The sequence below is a fragment of the Litchfieldella qijiaojingensis genome, from assembly GCF_014651875.1.
GTDB lineage: Bacteria > Pseudomonadota > Gammaproteobacteria > Pseudomonadales > Halomonadaceae > Litchfieldella > Litchfieldella qijiaojingensis.
Map to the genome: position 1 here is coordinate 236,546 of NZ_BMXS01000004.1, position 17,232 is coordinate 253,777.

A 17,232-nucleotide genomic window follows, 5' to 3' on the forward strand; every position below is an offset into this window, starting at 1 on the left:
CTTCGATGCTTTCGATCATGGCCGGGTATCTGGCCATCGGTGTGCTGGCGGGTACGCTGGCCGGTGTATTCGGCGTTGGCGGCGGGCTGATCATCGTCCCGTCTCTGGTCTTCGCCTTCGGCCTTCAAGGCATCGATCCCGCGGTGGTCATGCACCTGGCGGTGGGGACATCGCTGGCCACCATCGTGGTCACGGGCGCATCCTCGACCTGGGGGCACGTGCAGAAGGGCGGGGTACGACGTGGCTGGTTCCTGGCCCTGTTGCCGGGCTTGATGCTGGGGGCGGTCGCCGGTGTCTGCGTGGCCGGCAATCTTTCCGGCGGATCGTTGGGCACGCTGTTCGGACTGTTCGTGATCCTGGTTGCCGGTAAGATGGCGCTGGGCCTGGGCCCCAAGTTGGGGGCCGCCGCCCCGGGCCGACTGGCAATGGGCGCGGCCGGGGGTGTCATTGGGGCCGTCTCGGCGCTATTCGGCATTGGCGGCGGCACGCTGACGGTGCCATGGCTGTCGCGCTGCGGGGCCCGCATGACCGACGCCGTGGGTACCTCGGCCGCCTGCGGCCTGCCCATCGCCATCTTCGGCGCCATGACCTTCATTGTCGTGGGCTGGGGGAACCCCGAGCTTCCACCCTGGTCCACTGGTTTCGTATCATGGCCGGCATTCCTGGGTATCGTATTGACCAGCGTGCCTTTCGCGCGCCTGGGCGTGCGCCTGGCGCATGTGTTGCCGGCCCACGTGCTGCGCCTGGCCTTCGCCACCTTGCTGGCGGGGGTGGGGCTGAGATTTCTTCTGTGAAGCTGGAAGAGGGAAGCTGGAAGAGCGGCGCTGCGCGCCTGGAAGTCGGAAGAACGGCGCTGCGCGCCTGGAAGAAGGAAGGTTGAAGAGCGGTGCTGCGCACCTTGAAGAGTGAAGAAAATACTAGAGAATGCACATCTTCCATCTTCCATCTTCCATCTTCCATCTTCCGTCTTCCGTCTTCCGTCTTCCGTCTTCCCTCTTCCATCTTCCATCTTCCGGCTTGGTTTCTGAATTCATCAAGGATCCTGCATGCTGACCTACCCCAATATCGATCCCGTGGCCATCCAGATTGGCCCGCTCGCCGTCCATTGGTATGGCCTGATGTACGTGGTCGGTTTCCTGGCCGCCTGGTGGCTGGGGCGCCGTCGCGCAGCGAGGATCGGCCTGACCGGCGAGGACATAGGCGATCTGCTGTTCTATGGCGCGATAGGCGTGGTCGCAGGTGGGCGCTTGGGCTATGTACTGTTCTACGGACTGGACCGGCTGCTGGATAACCCCTTGTGGCTATTCCAGGTCTGGGACGGCGGCATGAGCTTCCATGGCGGGCTGATCGGGGTGCTGCTTGCCGCCTGGCTGTTCGCCCGCAAGCACCGGCTGGCGTTTTTCCAGCTTACCGACTTCGTCGCGCCGCTGGTGCCGATCGGCCTGGGGGCGGGGCGTATCGGCAACTTCATCAATCATGAGCTGCCAGGGCGGGTCACCGAGCTGCCCTGGGGCATGCCGTTCCCCAGCATGGGACCCGAGCCCCGCCACCCGTCGTCACTGTACGAAGCGCTGCTCGAAGGCGCATTGCTGTTCGCGATCCTATGGTTCGTCTCGGCCACGCCGCGCTCACGGGGCATGATTTCCGGGCTGTTCCTGCTGCTGTACGGCGTGTTCCGTTTCAGCGTCGAGTTCGTGCGCCTGCCCGACGCCCATATCGGTTTCATTGCCTTCGGCTGGGTTACCATGGGCATGCTGCTCACCCTGCCGATGATCGCCGCCGGGTTGGCACTGATCGCCTGGTCGTGCGGTCAACCGGTGGATGCCAAAATACCGTAAGGCAAGTGTGGGCCAGAGCATCCGTCGCTGCGACAAGTACCGACAAGCACCCGGTAGCCTCGGCCCCGGCCGAGAAGTACACTAGGCAGTCCATTTCACCTCACCATCTCACCGCTATTGGACATCCCGTGATTGCGACTTCTTCGCCTGCACTCGAGCAACCCTACCTGGATCTGATGCGCCATGTGCTCGAACATGGCGTGGCCAAGCACGATCGCACCGGCGTCGGTACGCGCAGTGTGTTCGGCCACCAGATGCGCTTCGACCTGGCGCGCGGCTTTCCGCTGCTGACCACCAAGAAGCTGCACCTGCGCTCGATCGTTCACGAGCTGTTGTGGTTCCTGACCGGCGATACCAATATCGGTTACCTCAAGGAGCACGGCGTCAGCATCTGGGACGAGTGGGCCGACGAGAGCGGCGAGCTGGGCCCGGTCTACGGCTACCAGTGGCGTAGCTGGCCGAAGCCCGATGGCGGCCATGTCGACCAGATCGCCAACGTCATCGAGCAGATCAAGCGCAACCCAGATTCGCGGCGGCTGATCGTTTCGGCCTGGAACCCGGCGCTGGTCGACGAGATGGCGCTGCCGCCGTGTCACGCGCTATTCCAGTTCTACGTCGCCGAGGGGCGGCTGTCGTGCCAGCTCTACCAGCGCAGCGCCGACATCTTTCTCGGCGTGCCGTTCAACATCGCCAGCTATGCGCTACTCACCTGCATGGTCGCCCAGGTCTGCGACCTGGAGCCGGGCGAGTTTATCCACACCCTCGGCGATGCGCATCTCTACTCGAATCACCTCGAACAGGCCAAGCTGCAGCTCTCGCGCACCCCGCGCCCGGCGCCGCGCCTGGTGCTCAATCGCGATGTTCGCGACCTGTTTGCCTTTCGTTTCGAGGACATTCGCATCGAAGGCTACGAGCCGCATCCGCACATCAAGGCCGAGGTGGCGGTATGAGTGACGAAACGCCGAATGTCGAGACCGTCGTCCCGGTGGCAATGATCGCTGCCATGGCGCGCAACCGGGTGATCGGCGTCGACAATAAATTGCCCTGGTACCTGCCCGAGGATCTCAAATTCTTCAAGCGCATGACCCAGGGCAAGCCGCTGGTGATGGGGCGCAAGACCTTCGATTCCATCGGCCGCGCGCTGCCGGGGCGGCTCAATGTCGTCGTCAGCCGCGACCCCCATTTCGAACCACCCGGGGTGCGGGTATGCCGTGATCTGGCCAGCGCTCTTGATCTTGCCGACAAGCAGGCGATCATCGACGGCGTGGAAGAGATCATGGTCATGGGCGGCGCGCAGATCTACGTCCAGGCGTTGCCCTGGGCCTCGCGGCTGTACCTCACCGAGGTCGATATCGACGTCGAAGGCGACGCCCGCTTTCCCGAGCTGGACATGACCGAGTGGCGGGAAGTGCAACGCGTTCCCGGTGAGCCCCGCGAAGGGCAACCGGCTTATGCTTTCGTCGTATACGAGCGCCGCTAATGGCACATGCTGTTTGTCAGGAATGCCAAGCTGACACAGACTATTGAATCAAGTGGGCCCGGCGTCAGGCGCCGGCCTTTTTCGGGAAGTGCTGCATGGAGGGCATGCCCTTGATCCCTCAACTCATCGACGCGCTGGAACGGCAGGCCGACAAGGGACTATTGGAACTCCTCGATGCTCGGGCGACGATCAAGGTATTGGAAGCGCGCAACCGCGAGCTTCAGGAACAGAATCGCGAGCTTCACGAACAGCTCGAGGCGCACAAGCATGCCCACGTGACCGCCGGCCGCCGCCAGGGCCTGGCGGCGTTGATGGCGCGCCGACCCAGGCACCACACCTCGACGAGCGAGCCGGGCAGCGACACTCCCCACCACGATGCCAGGCCGCAAGCCGTACCGAGCGAGGGAGAGCCCCTTTCCGCATCGCCGCCGGCCCCATCCCACACACCGGCCGAGCCCGCCCACCGCGACGAACCGCCACCGGCATCCGCAAGCGACTCCGACATGGACCAAGGCCCGCAGAGCCGCTTGCCGATCGGCGAAGCACCATCCCCCCAGGCGCTGCTCGACGAGTGGTACCACCGCTATACCGAGACCTTCTTCAAGGGCCACACCCGGCCGCTCAAGGTCGGCATCCACGAGGACCTGGTGGCCCGTGAGCCGTGGCCGGAGAAACTGGTGCGCCGCGCGCTGGCCTGCTACGTGCACCTGCCGCGCTATCTCAAGGCGGTGCGTGCCGGCGCCGAACGCGTGGGGCTCGATGGCGAGAGCGCCGGGGTGGTGACCGAAGGCGAGGCCAAGTACGCCCGCAAGCAGCTCGACGACCTGCAGGCGCAGAACCGTACCCGCCAGGCCAAGCGCCGCGAACGCCAGCGCCAGCAGGAGAAGGAGGAGCGGTTGGAGAAGAAGATTAGTGAGCTTCTCGCCAAGCATGAGCGGTGAAGCTGGAAGAGCGCCGCTTCGCGGCTGGAAGTCATAAGCTGGAAGCTTGAAGAAAAAACTCTTGATACCAGCTTCTGGTGGCAAGATGCTGCCTTCCAGCTTCCAGCTTCCAGCTTCCAGCTTCCAGCTTCCAGCTTCCAGCTTCCAGCTTCCAGCTTCCAGCTTCCAGCTTCCAGCTTCCAGCTTCCAGCTTCCAGCTTCCAGCTTCCAGCTTCCAGCTTTTATTGAGCGAATTCGCAAAACGTTGATTAGTTTTCCTCTTGAAAGCTGGCGCGAAGCTCGCCAAGATAGGCGGGGTTCGCTGCCATGACCATGCCGTGAGGCAGGATCGGTGGCAGTCCAGGGAAAGCGTTGCAGGGTGGTGGCGTGGCCCTTGGGTAGGGGAAAAGTTCCCTGATTTTCGTGCGCGGAGATTAAAAACAGTGTTTTTTCTTCTTGCGCTCTCGAAAATCCCAGTATAAGGTTTCCCTGCGAGCATTGGATTATAACAAGGCTTCGCTCAGGTAGCGGTCCTGGATCAAGCGCTTAGACGCGAGATTCTGGGCACACCGGGTAAGCCGATTAACGATCGAAACAGTAAGCTAGTAAAGGAACATATCGCGATGAAAAAGACACTGTTAGCGACTGCTATCGCCGGCGCCCTGGGTGCCTCTGCCGCTGCCCAGGCAGCCACCGTCTACAACCAGGAAGGCACCAGGCTGGACCTGTACGGCAACATCCAGCTGGCCTACTCCAGCGTTGACCAAGGCGCCGAAACCACCGATCAGCTGGCCGATAACGGCTCCACTCTGGGTGTCACCGGTGAGCACGTGATCTTTGATGGCCTGACTGGCTACTTCAAGTACGAATTCGAAGGCGATGCCGATGAGATCAAGGGCGCCGGCGGTCTGGACACTGGTGACCAGGCTTACGTGGGTCTGAAGGGCAACTTCGGTGATGGACGCCTGGGTTCCTATGACCCGCTGATCGATGACTGGATCCAGGATCCGATCACCAACAACGAATTCTTCGATGTCAGCGACTCGACCTCTCAAAGAGCCGGGGCTGTGGGTAGTAAGTTCCTCGAAGGTGACAAGTTCACCTACACCTCTCCGTCTCTGGCTGGCTTCCAGTTTGCCCTGGGTACCCAGTTCAAGGGCGATGCCGAAGCCGAGAACCTCTCCAGTTCCAGTAATGCTTCCTTCTTCGGTGGTTTGAAGTACGCCGTCGGTGGCTTCTCCATCGCTGCGGCCTACGACAACCTGGATAACATTGAAGAAGTTTCTGGCGTGGGCGCCGCGCTCGGCGGTGAGTTCGGTGATCAGTACGGTGTGACCGCCCAGTACACCATCGGCACCCTGCGCCTGTCTGCCAAGGCCGAGAAGTTCGACTCCGACTTCGATGATTCCGATGCCGACTTCTACGCTCTGGGCGCTCGCTACGGCTACGGCATGGGCGACGTCTACGGCGCCTACCAGCGCGTCGATGACGAGCTCGAAGCAGACGAGCGCGACGAGTTCGTGATTGGTGCCAACTATAGCATCTCCGATGCCATGTACACCTGGCTCGAGCTGGCCACCGATGATCGGGATGACGATGCTGGCGACGGTGTCGCCGTGGGTGTGACCTACCTGTTCTAAGTCTTTCGACTCGGGGTTTGACCCTGAATCAGAAGCCTTATATAACGAAAGCCGATCCTGCGGGGTCGGCTTTTTTCATTTGCCGATGTGAGGTCTTATGAAATCGTCTATTGTGACTGGCACTCTGCTGGTGTTCAGCCTGGTGCTGGCCGATGTCAGTGTCGCCGATAGCGTGATGGAGAAGCGCTTTCGCGAGGAGGGGCGCCAGCTCGACCTGACCGGCTTCCTGCAGTCGGAAAACGATGCGCGCAGCCGCAGTTTTCTCTACGGCTCCCCCCATGAGCATGACTTCACTGTCAAGAAAGCTGGCACCTACCTGTTCAAGAGCCACGTGCCGGGCGGGTCCTACAATGACTATCGTGTGGCGGCGGAGCTACTGGATGACCGGGGCCAGGTGCTCGCCCGCGGTGAAGCGCTGAGTCAGAGCGGTGGCCTGGCCCTGCGCCAGCGTCTAGAGCCGGGCGACTACGTGCTGCGGGTCGAAGGCCAGAAATTTGGTACCCGGGCAAGATCGGGCAATAGCTTCTATATCACGGTGTCGGGGCTGGATGCCCAGGGGCGCCGTCTGGAAGGAAGCATCAGCGAAGGCCAGGGGCTGGTGTTTACCGGTAGTGGTCGCGAAGCAAGTCGCAGTGTCTTCGTACGTAACCGCAACTCCGTGGCGACCATCGCGCCGCCTGCGACTGAAGCGGCTGCAGATGTTCAGGAATCCACCACGGCCGAAGGTACTGCGCCATCGAGCGCCGAGCCCCAGCCGCCAACCAGTGAACCGCAGGCCGGGCAGGCGACCGACAGTGACGCGCCCAGAAGCTTCGAGAGGATCGTCACCGATGTGAAGATCCGCGCGCGTGGTGAAGTCCTGACCTTCGATGTGGTGGAAGCCGGCACCATCGCCATCACCACGGCCACCTATCCGACGGGGTATGAGGACACCTACCGGATCGCGCTTCAGGTGTTGGACGAGAGCGGCCGCGTGGTGGCTGAAGGGGCCGGTAAAGGCTTCGATGGCGATGTCGATCTGCGCACCGTGCTTTCGCCTGGGCGCTACCGCATTCGCGTGCAGGGCCAGAAGTTCGGCTCCGTCATGACCGGCGTCAACAACTACGAGCTAAAGGTGATCCAACTGGATCGCCAATAAGGCCACTTCTCCCCGGCCAGGGTAAGAGGTCGAGCAAAAAAAGGGGGCCGCATGACCGGCCCCCGGCACCACGTTACATGCTACGGATGTGAGATCGTAGTGTCAGGTCATCAAGAGGAGGTGTCTGCGTCTTCCTCCTCAAGCATCATACGAATCAATTCCTGCAGTTGTTGCACTTGGTTTTCAAGCGCTTCGACACGGGATTTGCTGGCAGTGGTTTGTTCGGCTTGCTGGTTGATCTCTGCCATATGCTTTTCAATCGCGTCAGAATCCATGGCAAACGCCGAGCCTGCCATCAGCAGGGATGCTGCCAGAGCCGATGCGGTCAGTATCATGGTTTTCATGGGACACCTCGACTAGTCGGTCAATGTTCTATGGTGCTCGTTGCGACACCCGCTGCATCAGCCGCCGTCTCTAGGGTTGCAATGGCAACTTGACCAGCAAGGTATCTGGTTCTTTGTAGGGACGGCATGGCAAAACTTACAGCCTCGGGCGCTACGCGCCCGGAAGAAGGAAGACGTCGCTTCGCGACTGAAGAAGGGAAGGTTTAAGAGGGAAGAACGGCGCTACGCGCCTTGAAGAGGGAAGTGAAAGCCAGACACTGCCATCCTTCATCCTTCATCCTTCATCCTTCATCCTTCATCCTTCATCCTTCATCCTTCATCCTTCATCCTTCATCCTTCATCCTTCATCCTTCATCCTTCATCCTTCATCCTTCTTCCTTCTTCCTTCTTCCTTCTTCCTTCTTCCTTCTTCCTTCTTCCTTCTTCAATCTAGTTCAGCGTTGAATCCCCGTCTTTCTCTTTTCTCACCGCCTGCTATTCTCAACGCTAGGCAAGTTGAACGGTCATTCAATCGTCATCTTTCGGTCACCTCCCAGCGCTAGATTCGCGATGGGTACCGAGGCCCCTGTCATGACGAGTGGCGGGCCGGACAGCCCCTCGAACAATGAATCGGATTTCGTTAGCAGGGAGAGACCAACAAATGTCGATCACGCGTCGTCGTTTTCTGCAGGGCACACTGGCCGCTGGAGCTGCAGCCTCGGTGCCGTTCTATATCAATAAGGCGCTGGCCCAGGAGCAGACCCTGCGCATCTATGCCTGGGCCGGCTATTTTTCCGACGAGATGCTCGCCGATTTCAGCGAAAAGACCGGCATTCGTGCCACCTTTACTCCCTATGGCACCAACGACGAGTTGATGAATTCGCTGCGTGCCACCGACGGCAGCGGATTCGACGTGATCATGCCCACCGTCGACCGCGTGCCGGGCTACCTGGACTTCGACCTGGTGCAGCCGCTGGACGAGTCGCGCATCAACTGGGACGGTGCGCTGGAAAGTGCCATTGCCGGTTCCGAGGTCGGCGGTGTGGTCGACGGCAAGCGTTACTTCGCCCCCAGCGATTGGGGCACCGAGGCGATCACCTACAATCGTCGCTTCACCAATCTGGACCGCTCGACGCTGAGCTACGCCGACCTGTGGAACCCGGACCACGGACAGGGTGTGACGGTGCGCGGCCATTCGGCATTGGTCGGCATCGGGTTATGGCTGGAGCGCGAAGGGCGCTTGCCATTCCCGCTGCTCGATTCCTACAAGAATGAAGAAGCGATGCGCGCCAACTTCGACGTGATTCTCGAAGAAGCGGTCAAGCACAAGAACATGCTGGCGCAGTTCTGGGACACCGAGAACGAGGCCCAGGCCGCTTTCCGCACCAACGGCGCGATCATTGGCCAGACTTGGGACAGCACCGCCTTCCGCCTGCAGCAGGAGGGCGAGGACATCGCCTATGCCGCGCCGCGCGAAGGCGCCCTGGCATGGATGGAAGGCTTCGTGATTCCCAAGAATGCCCAGAACCCCGATGCCGTCTACGAGCTGATCAACTGGTACTACACCCCGGAAGCCGGGGCGATGTTCGTCGCCGCCACCGGCTACAACTCCACCGCCAAGGGCGCCGAGGCGCTGTTGCCGGAAGCCTCGCGCAAGTTCTTCCAGGAATCCTACACCGAGGAGGATCTGGCCAACCTGTGGTGGTGGCCGATCCAGGAACCGTGGTACGTGGCGCTGCGCAACGAATACCAGGATCGGTATTTGTCGGCGTGATCCATGCCGTGCTTCGCGACCGGCAATGATTTCGCGCAGCAAGCTGTGCTCCCACAGGGATGTGCAACCTTGGATGGGGTGGTGGGAGCGCAATTCATTGCGCGATGCATTTGGCAGGATCCCGAGAAAGCCGGCCTGACGGCCGGATCGCGCAGCAAGCTGTGCTCCCACAGGGATGTGCAACCTTGGATGGGGTGGTGGGAGCGCAATTCATTGCGCGATGCATTTGGCAGGATCTCGAGAAAGCCGGCCTGACGGCCGGATCGCGCAGCAAGCTGCGCTCCCACAGGGCTGCGCGGCATTGGATGGGGTTGTGGGAGCGCAATTCATTGCGCGATAGGGTAAAGGGGTATCAATGGACGGTAGTGTCAAACTGGACGAGGTGGTGATGCGCTTCGGCGATTTCACCGCCATCGAGCGCACGTCGCTCGAGATTGCGTCGGGGGAGTTCTTCAGCTTCCTGGGACCTTCGGGATGTGGCAAGACCACGATCCTCAATATGATCAGCGGTTTTCTCACTCCCAGCGATGGGCAAGTCATGATCGGCGGCGAGCCGATGGCGGGGGTGCCGGTCAACCACCGGCCGACGGCGATGATCTTTCAGAACCTGGCACTGTTCCCGCTGATGACAGTGTACGAGAACATCGAGTTCGGCCTAGAGGTGCGCGGGGTCGACAAGCGCAAGCGGCGCGAGGCTTCCGAACGCTTGCTGGCGCTGGTAGCGCTGGAGGGCAGTGGGTCGAAGCTCGTCACCGAGCTCTCCGGTGGCCAGAAGCAGCGTATCGCCATCGCTCGGGCCTTGGCGGTGGAGCCGCGCGTGCTGCTGCTCGATGAGCCGCTGTCGGCGTTGGACTTGAAGCTGCGCCAGCATATGCGCGCCGAGCTCAAGGCGATTCAGCGCAAGACCGGCATCACCTTCATCTATATCACCCACGATCAGGGCGAAGCACTGACCATGTCCGACCGGGTGGCGGTGATGTCGGCGGGGCGTATCCAGCAAGTGACTGATCCGATGACGCTGTATCGCGCCCCGCTCACTGGCTTCGTGGCGTCGTTCGTCGGCGAGAACAATCGTCTCGAGGTCAAGGTGGTCGACCGTCAGGGGCCCCGCGTACGTCTCGATGGCGGCGCCTTGGGGCCGTTGATGGGGAGCGCCGGGGAGGATGTCGTGTTGGCCAACGGCCAGGCGGCGGCACTCTACGTGCGCCCCGAACACTTGCGCCCGGTGGATGACGGCTATACGGGGCCCCGGCTTGAAACGACCATCGAGGCGGTACACTTCGAGGGTGCCTGGCTGATGCTGGAAACCCGGCTGGATGCCAGCGGCGAGAAGCTGCGCGTGCAGCTCGGCAGCGATCTGGCCAAGCAGGCCGCCGGCATGCTGGAACCAGGCAGGCAGGTCGGCTTCGGCTATGACCCCGAAGAGGCAGTGGTGCTGCCCGATGACGGCAGTCCGGTGGTCGACGAGGCGACCGGTGAAGTGGTCGAAACGTCCGCCAAGGGCGAAGCCGAGGCAGGAGGCGCGCATGTTTCGTCAGCTTAGCGAGCGCTTCGGCCATCCGCTGGCAATGGCCATCCTGACCTTGCTGGGCATGTGGCTGATCGTCATGGTCACGCTGCCGCAACTACAGATGATCGACTACTCCTTCCGTCCCAACCTGCTGCCGGCGCAGAGGGGCGGGCCGGAGGATGGTTGGACGCTGGGGAACTACGTCACCCTGTTCGATAACGAGATCCACCGCGCGATCTTCTTCAAGACGCTGTGGTCAAGCGTGCTGGTTACCCTGCTGACCCTGGTGGTCAGCTATCCGCTGGCCTATTACCTGGCCAAGGTGGCAACCCCGCGTCAGGCGGCGCTGTGCATCCTGCTGCTGATCATTCCGTTCTGGATCAACGAGATCCTGCGCACCTATTCGTGGTTCATCATCCTGGCGTTTCGCGGCCCGCTGAACGAGATCCTGCTGGCGTTGGGACTGATCGAACGGCCAATCCGCTTCCTGAGTGGTGATGCCGGGGTGATGGTGGGGATGGTCTACGCGTATATCCTGTTCATGGTGTTTCCGCTGTACAACGCCATCGAGAGCCTCGACGACAACCAGATACGCGCTGCGCGCGATCTGGGCGCCGGTAGTATTCGCACCCACCGGCGCATCGTGATTCCGCATGCCAAACCGGGCATCGCCACCGGCTGCATCATGACCTTCATGCTGGCGGCGGGCAGCTACGCGGTGCCGGCGCTGCTAGGCTCACCGGGCAGCCGATGGTTCACCCAGATCATCTACAACTGGTTCTTCGAGGGCGGCAACTGGAATCAGGGCGCGGCTTACGCGTTCCTGCTGCTGGTGTTGTGTATCGGCTTCATGTCGCTCGTCATGAAGTTCTTCAAGGTAGGGCTGGGGGATATCGCTAAATGAGTTCGCAACGCCTGCTGGCCTTCGGCCTGCGTTTCTACATCACGGTATTCTTCCTGTATCTGTTCCTGCCGCTGATGGTGATGGCGGCGGCGACCTTCAACGACAGCCGCTTTCCCACCATCACTCCCTGGGACGGCACCACGCTGCGCTGGTTCGGCGAGCTCGCCGCCGACGGCGGCATGTGGCAGGCACTTTCCAACAGCCTGCTGGTAGCGGCGGGGGTGTTGTGTCTGGCGGTGCCGATCGGTATTGCCTGCGCGCTGTTCCTGAACACGGTGTCGAGTCGCGGCAAGCCGTTCATCTATGCGCTGATTCTCTCACCGCTGCTGACTCCGGGTGTGATCATCGGTATCTCGACGCTGATTTTCTGGCGCCAGTTCGGTGTCAGCGGGGGGATCTTCTTGACCGTGCTGGGTCAGGCGACCTTCATTGCAGCCTATGTGATGCTGATGGTGATGGCGCGGCTGCAGCGTTTCGATCGCACCATGGAGCGCGCCGCCCTGGACCTGGGCGCCAGCCAGTGGCAGATGTTCCGGCGCATCCTGTTGCCGTATCTGAAGCCGGCGATCCTCTCGGCGGCGGTGATCGCCTTCCTGCAATCCTTCGAGAACTACAACACCACGCTGTTCGTGGTCGGCTATGACACTACCCTGACGGTGTATATCGCCTCCAAGGTGCGCACCGGCCTGACTCCAGCGGTCAATGCCTTGGGCTTGATACTGATTTTGATCACCGTGGCGCTGGCCATCGCCTACGAGGTGAAACGTCGGCGCGAGCAGGCGGCGCTAGCTCGTTTGGCCAGGGTATAAGGATGGGGGCCCTTAGGCGGGCGTCGTACCTTCCTCTTCCAGCCACTCGGCCAGACTCTCGACGCTCATGGGGGCGGCGAAGTGATTGCCCTGGGCCACGAGGATGCCTTCGGCGAGCAGAGCCTCGGCGGTGGGTTGGTTCTCCACACCGACCACCACGCATTTCACACCGAGGTTTGCCAGTAAGCGGTGGATGCCGCCGATCAGCAGCCGGCTGCGTTCCTGTCTGGCGACGCTTGCTACCAGCGCTCCGGAGAGCTTGGCCTGGTGGATGGGCAGCCGCGAGAGATACGCGAAGTTGACCTGGCTGTCGCCCAGTTCGTCGATCGCCAGCTTGACGCCTAGACGTTGCAAGCGTCGCAGCAGGTGGTGGGGCTCGTCGGGTGCGCTGGCAAGGCTGTCGCAGGTGATTTCCAGGGTCAGCCAGGAGGCGTCCTCGGTATAGGCGCGCAGGAAGTGGTCCAGCGGCTGGCGGTCGAGGGTATTACTCCCTAGCAGGTGCTGGTCGACGATATTGACGGCGACAGACAACTTGGCCAGTGCCGATCCGCTCGCTTGCCATCGTTGATGTTGACGGATCACCTGGCCGATCACCCAGCGGTCGAGGCGCACCGCCAGGCCCAGACTTCTCGCCAATGGCAGGAATTGGCGTGGCAGCAGCGGATCCTGCCCCGGCGAGTGCCAGCGCACCAGGGCTTCCAGGCCCACCGGGTGGCCAGTCCCGAGATCGATCTGCGGTTGGTAGAGCAGCTTGAAATGCCGACTGGGGGCGTCCAGGGCCTCGCGCAGGGCGATCTCGCGTTGCAGTTGCACCTGCATGTCGCGGCTCAGTGCCTTGTCGGCGAAGGCGAAACGGCCATGTCCGGAGCGTTTGGCGGCATACATGGCGGTATCGGCGTGGCGTAACAGTTCCTCGGCATCCTCGCTGTCCTGGGGGTAGAGGGCAATGCCGATACTGGCCGAGATCGTCAGGTGTCGTCCGGCGACCCAGAACGGCGGTTCGAGTGCTTCGAGCAGGCGTAGCGCGACGTTCTGTGCCGACACCTCGCTGACATCATGTTCGAGCAGAGCGACGAATTCGTCACCACCGAAACGGGCCAGTGTGTCGTTCTCGCGCAACATCCGCGCCAGACGTCTGCCGGCCTGCTTGAGCAACTGGTCGCCGGCGGCGTGGCCGAGCGAGTCATTGATGCGCTTGAAGCAGTCCAGGTCGATGAACAGCAGCGCCAGGGTGTGGTCGCGACGTTCGGCATGACGCATGGCATGCTCGAGGCGGTCGTTGAGCAACAAGCGGTTGGCGAGGCCGGTCAGCGGGTCGTAATGCGCCTTGAGGCGGAGCTGCGATTCGTTGGCCTTGAGGGCGGAGATATCGATGAAGGCGCGTACGTAGTGGCTTACCTGGCCGGTTTCGTCGTAGACAGCGTCGATGGCCAGCAGCTCTGGGTAATATTCGCCGTTCTTGCGTCGGCACAGCACCTCACCTTGCCAGTGGTGCTCGCGGGCGAGTTGCTGGCGCTGTTCGTGGTACTCGGGCTTCTGCTCATGGCTGTGGAAGACGTCGATGTCCCAACCGATCACCTCATTGCGATCGTAGCCGGTGATCACGCTGAACGCCGGGTTGGCGATCAGCACGCGGTGGCGAGGATCGGTAATGATGATTCCCACTGGCCCGTGGTCGAAGGCAAGCTCGGCAAAGTCGCGACGGACGGCGTTTGCCGCGGCGAGCCGCAGATCCTGCTCCAGCAGGCCGTGGAACCTCGTGCCATGGCCAGCACCTGGGGGTTGGCCGGGATCATCGTTCATATGCTTGGTCACCACGAGACGTTGCCATTTTGAATTTTAACTATCGATGGGGTGGGCGCAGGCGTCAAACTCTGCGGTCGATAGTTCGACCGCACAGGTCAGTTGCGAACAGGGCATTGCGAGGACTGTCCGCACTCAAACGGTTGCCTTGATCAGCCTTGTCATTTTGGTGGGGTCCGGGCAGATACCGGTGTTGTCATACATGTCGTAGACGGCCAGGATGAGATCGGCCTTCTTGACGGGTGGTTCGATCTTCAGGTCGAGCCGTTCCTGCGCGTCTTCCACCGCCTCGATGATCGAACGCAATAGTTCTTCGTCCAGCTTTCTGGTATCGGATTGGCCGAGCTCCTTGACCAACATCGGGCCTTCCCCGGTCAGCAGCCAGTGCCCGTTCACTCCTACTGCCTTGGCGATGGCGGCCAATGCTGTCCACTTGGGTTCGGAGCGACCGCTGAGATAGTTCTCCAGCGTGCGCCGAGGGATTCCCGTAAGCTTGGCTAGTGAATTGCCACTACCTGCCAAGTTAGTACATGTTCTAACTCTACCCCGCAGCATGTCATGGCCCGGCTTACGCCGAGTGGTAAGTGCCCCAATATTTTCTGTCATATGTCGAATTTTTAATGGTTTGATTTGATTATGTTTTCCATGCACCTTGACATCATCGGTACCTGTCCGGCACGGGTGATGCTCATAATGGCTTGAAATATTTCGCCATTTTGGGCTATGTTGGCACCGTTCTTCATATCGGTTGCCATGTCGTCACACGCACCAGGGTGATGATCGCCAGTCTTTCGTGTGGTTATTCATGACTCCTTCGGTAGTTGGCTCGTGCGTGAAACAGGGTGTTGTCAGATGGGGTGGAGGATAGCACTGCCTCGGAACTGAACAATGGCAAAGTCATCAAGGAAAGGAAGAGTTAACAAGAAGAAACGATAAACGACATGGCTTGGCCGAGGTGATGCTGATTCTTTCACATGGCTGCGCCCGACTACGCGAAACCAGGGAAGACCGATACGAACGCCATGGGCAGGACCCTACACCACATACGATTCCATATCCTGCATTTCCGCACCCTGCATTCCCGCCTATGGTTGGGGATCGGGATGGGCTGGTTGGTATTGGCCATCGTGATCCTGTTGTTTGCCTTGCAGATCGGGAATCATCTGGCCAAGGATTCCAATGTCATTCATCTGGAATATGAAGCCGCCCTCATTGCCGACCGGATCGAGGATGACCTGACGTCCGGAATCCATACGCTTCAACACCTCGCTCACGACATGTATGCCGGGCAGCACTCGGAGGAAGTGGCCGCTGGGCTGCGCCGGGGAGGCCATCTCGATCATGTGTTCGGGCTATTCAAATCGCTGCTGGTCGTCTCCCCCGAAGGGCGGGTCGTGTTGGGTCTGCCACAGTCGAATGGCTGGGAAGGACGGGATGTTGGGGACCACGCGTACTTTTCCTCTATCAGGCAAGCAAACGGACCCCGGGTCAGCGAGCCATTCGTAGACGCGGTAACGGGCAAACCGGTAGTGATCGTTGGTGTGCCGCTGCTCGACGAGTCCGGCGGTTTCGCCGGCATGCTGGGTGGCGTGCTCAGCGTGACCGACAGTGAGTTGTTCGCCGGTCTGTCTCGTATCCGCATCGGCGAGGGAGGCTTCGTTTCGCTGATGACGACCTCGGGACGCGTTCTTTCCCATCCGAATGCCGATCTGGTCATGCAGCCGGTACCGGGGAAGGATTCTCACCCGGCGTTGAATCGGGCCCTGGCGGGGTGGGAAGGGGTGGCCGAAGGGTATCAGCTCGGCGGTGACTGGGAGAAGTATCTGGTCGATGGAGACTGGGCATTGCAGGCTTATCGCCAGGTCGGCTCGACCGACTGGGTGGTAGGGATCTATCTGCCCATCCGTCAGATACAGCAGCCGATCATCTCCTTCCTCCGTCAGCTCTGGTGGGTGGGGCTGGTCACCGCGCTGGTGATACTGCCGCTGCTCTGGTGGCTGCTGCGGGAATTGTTGAGGCCACTGCGACACCTTGAACGTCAAATCGCCCGCGTCGGGCGGGGAGAAGCGTCGCGGGTGCAGTTGCGCACCGAGATGCGCGAGCTCCAGCAGGTTGCCGATGCCTTCAACGACCTCGAGGCACGGCGTGGCAAGGCCATGGCATTCCTGCAAGATCGCCAGGCGTTTCTCGATGCCGTGCTGGGTGCCTCGCCGGCGGCCATGTTCGTCAGCGACAGGGCGGGGCGGGTTACGTATATCAATCCCGCGGTGAGCGAACTTACTGGTTATGACCTGGCGATTTACCGCGACAGCGACTGGCGTTCGCATATCCATGAGAAGGATCGTCAGGACGCCATCGATCTTTGGTTCGATGCCATGGCAACGGGGCGCGACTTTCAGCGCCAGTTGCGCTATTACCGCTCGGATGGCGAGGTTCTGTGGCTGGAAGTGCATACCCGTCAGGTAGTCTCCAACGGCCAATCGATCGGCTTCGTCGGCAACGTCAAGGACATTACCCAACGTCACGAGCGTGAAGCCCTGCAGCGTTGGGAGGCGGAACACGACCCCTTGACTGGGTTGCTCAACCGCCGTGGCTTCGAGCGGCGCCTGGAAGAGGCCATGGTCGAATGGCAGAAGACGGGGACGCCGTCGGCGCTGATCCTGTTCGACCTGGACCATTTCAAGCCCATCAACGACGAAGGCGGTCATGCATTGGGCGATGAAATGCTGCGGCGTATTGCGCAGGTCGTGGCGTGGGAGGTGCGGCGCAGCGATCACGTGGCCCGCCAGGGAGGCGACGAGTTCGCGGTGTTGATGCCGAGCTGCACCCTTACGCACGCCAAGCGCATCGCCGAGACTCTGCGCAAGGAGGTGCGAGAGATTTGCGTCACGCATGCCGGCAAGGAATACCGGGTCACGTTGAGCATCGGAGTCGCCGCCTTCGACGATGGCGACCACGCCATCGAAGCCATCGTCGCGCGTGCCGATGCCGCCTGCTACCAGGCCAAGTCGCAAGGCCGTGATGGTGTCATCCTGGAGGTGGACGGGAGCCGATAGATCGAGCCGATGGTGCCGCTGCCCAAGGCCGGTGGTG

Annotated in this window: 16 protein-coding genes; 12 read left to right on the forward strand and 4 right to left on the reverse strand. The window is 61.3% G+C overall.

Going from position 1 to position 17,232, the window contains the following annotated elements; translation table 11 throughout:
* The first annotated feature begins 5 nt into the window (after positions 1-5).
* From IE093_RS06760 to IE093_RS06780, 5 genes are all read left to right on the forward strand, one after another.
* On the forward strand, positions 6-794 hold the full coding sequence (locus tag IE093_RS06760; protein ID WP_189467549.1) for a sulfite exporter TauE/SafE family protein: 789 nt from the start codon (positions 6-8) through the stop codon (positions 792-794).
* Positions 795-1,046: 252 nt separating this feature from the next.
* Positions 1,047-1,838 (forward strand): prolipoprotein diacylglyceryl transferase, encoded by a 792-nt coding sequence (gene lgt, locus IE093_RS06765; protein WP_189467454.1) that lies wholly within the window; start codon positions 1,047-1,049, stop codon positions 1,836-1,838.
* 176 nt (positions 1,839-2,014) lie between these two features.
* The gene (locus IE093_RS06770; protein WP_229803325.1) at positions 2,015-2,788 is read left to right on the forward strand and encodes a thymidylate synthase; all 774 of its coding nucleotides are present in this window, start codon (positions 2,015-2,017) and stop codon (positions 2,786-2,788) included.
* Complete coding sequence (locus IE093_RS06775; protein WP_189467455.1) at positions 2,785-3,318, forward strand: dihydrofolate reductase; 534 nt, start codon at positions 2,785-2,787, stop codon at positions 3,316-3,318. Before IE093_RS06770 ends, IE093_RS06775 begins: the two co-directional genes overlap by 4 nt.
* A 110-nt stretch (positions 3,319-3,428) precedes the next feature.
* Positions 3,429-4,259, forward strand: coding sequence for a ProQ/FINO family protein (locus tag IE093_RS06780; RefSeq protein WP_189467456.1), 831 nt, complete (start codon positions 3,429-3,431; stop codon positions 4,257-4,259).
* Positions 4,260-4,290: 31 nt separating this feature from the next.
* On the opposite strand, the gene IE093_RS06785 is transcribed toward IE093_RS06780, so the two are convergent.
* Positions 4,291-4,545: a hypothetical protein gene (locus IE093_RS06785; protein ID WP_189467457.1), complete on the reverse strand. Its 255-nt coding sequence runs from the start codon at positions 4,543-4,545 to the stop codon at positions 4,291-4,293.
* Positions 4,546-4,861: 316 nt separating this feature from the next.
* Between IE093_RS06785 and IE093_RS06790 the strand changes: the two genes are divergently transcribed.
* Together IE093_RS06790 and IE093_RS06795 are read left to right on the forward strand one after the other, a co-directional pair.
* Positions 4,862-5,878 (forward strand): porin, encoded by a 1,017-nt coding sequence (locus IE093_RS06790; RefSeq protein WP_189467459.1) that lies wholly within the window; start codon positions 4,862-4,864, stop codon positions 5,876-5,878.
* Between the two features lie 97 nt (positions 5,879-5,975).
* The gene (locus IE093_RS06795; protein WP_189467461.1) at positions 5,976-7,016 is read left to right on the forward strand and encodes a hypothetical protein; all 1,041 of its coding nucleotides are present in this window, start codon (positions 5,976-5,978) and stop codon (positions 7,014-7,016) included.
* Positions 7,017-7,126: 110 nt separating this feature from the next.
* Here IE093_RS06795 and IE093_RS06800 read toward each other — a convergent pair whose 3' ends face one another.
* Positions 7,127-7,360 (reverse strand): hypothetical protein, encoded by a 234-nt coding sequence (locus IE093_RS06800; protein WP_189467462.1) that lies wholly within the window; start codon positions 7,358-7,360, stop codon positions 7,127-7,129.
* Between the two features lie 640 nt (positions 7,361-8,000).
* On the opposite strand from IE093_RS06800, the gene IE093_RS06805 reads away from it, so the two are divergent.
* The 4 genes from IE093_RS06805 (at position 8,001) to IE093_RS06820 (ending at position 12,336) form a co-directional block, all read left to right on the forward strand.
* Positions 8,001-9,113: a substrate-binding domain-containing protein gene (locus IE093_RS06805; RefSeq protein WP_189467464.1), complete on the forward strand. Its 1,113-nt coding sequence runs from the start codon at positions 8,001-8,003 to the stop codon at positions 9,111-9,113.
* 355 nt (positions 9,114-9,468) lie between these two features.
* Positions 9,469-10,656: an ABC transporter ATP-binding protein gene (locus IE093_RS06810; RefSeq protein ID WP_189467466.1), complete on the forward strand. Its 1,188-nt coding sequence runs from the start codon at positions 9,469-9,471 to the stop codon at positions 10,654-10,656.
* Positions 10,640-11,527, forward strand: a complete 888-nt coding sequence (locus IE093_RS06815; protein WP_189467468.1) for an ABC transporter permease — start codon at positions 10,640-10,642, stop codon at positions 11,525-11,527. Before IE093_RS06810 ends, IE093_RS06815 begins: the two co-directional genes overlap by 17 nt.
* On the forward strand, positions 11,524-12,336 hold the full coding sequence (locus tag IE093_RS06820; RefSeq protein WP_189467470.1) for an ABC transporter permease: 813 nt from the start codon (positions 11,524-11,526) through the stop codon (positions 12,334-12,336). Before IE093_RS06815 ends, IE093_RS06820 begins: the two co-directional genes overlap by 4 nt.
* Positions 12,337-12,348: 12 nt before the next feature.
* On the opposite strand, the gene IE093_RS06825 is transcribed toward IE093_RS06820, so the two are convergent.
* A complete protein-coding gene (locus tag IE093_RS06825) occupies positions 12,349-14,139 on the reverse strand; it encodes a putative bifunctional diguanylate cyclase/phosphodiesterase (RefSeq protein WP_189467472.1) in 1,791 nt (596 codons plus the stop codon).
* 135 nt (positions 14,140-14,274) lie between these two features.
* A complete protein-coding gene (locus IE093_RS06830; RefSeq protein WP_189467474.1) occupies positions 14,275-14,562 on the reverse strand; it encodes a hypothetical protein in 288 nt (95 codons plus the stop codon).
* A 599-nt stretch (positions 14,563-15,161) separates the two neighbouring features.
* Here IE093_RS06830 and IE093_RS06835 point away from each other — a divergent pair.
* Positions 15,162-17,195, forward strand: a complete 2,034-nt coding sequence (locus tag IE093_RS06835) for a sensor domain-containing diguanylate cyclase (RefSeq protein WP_189467481.1) — start codon at positions 15,162-15,164, stop codon at positions 17,193-17,195.
* The last annotated feature ends 37 nt before the right edge of the window (positions 17,196-17,232 follow it).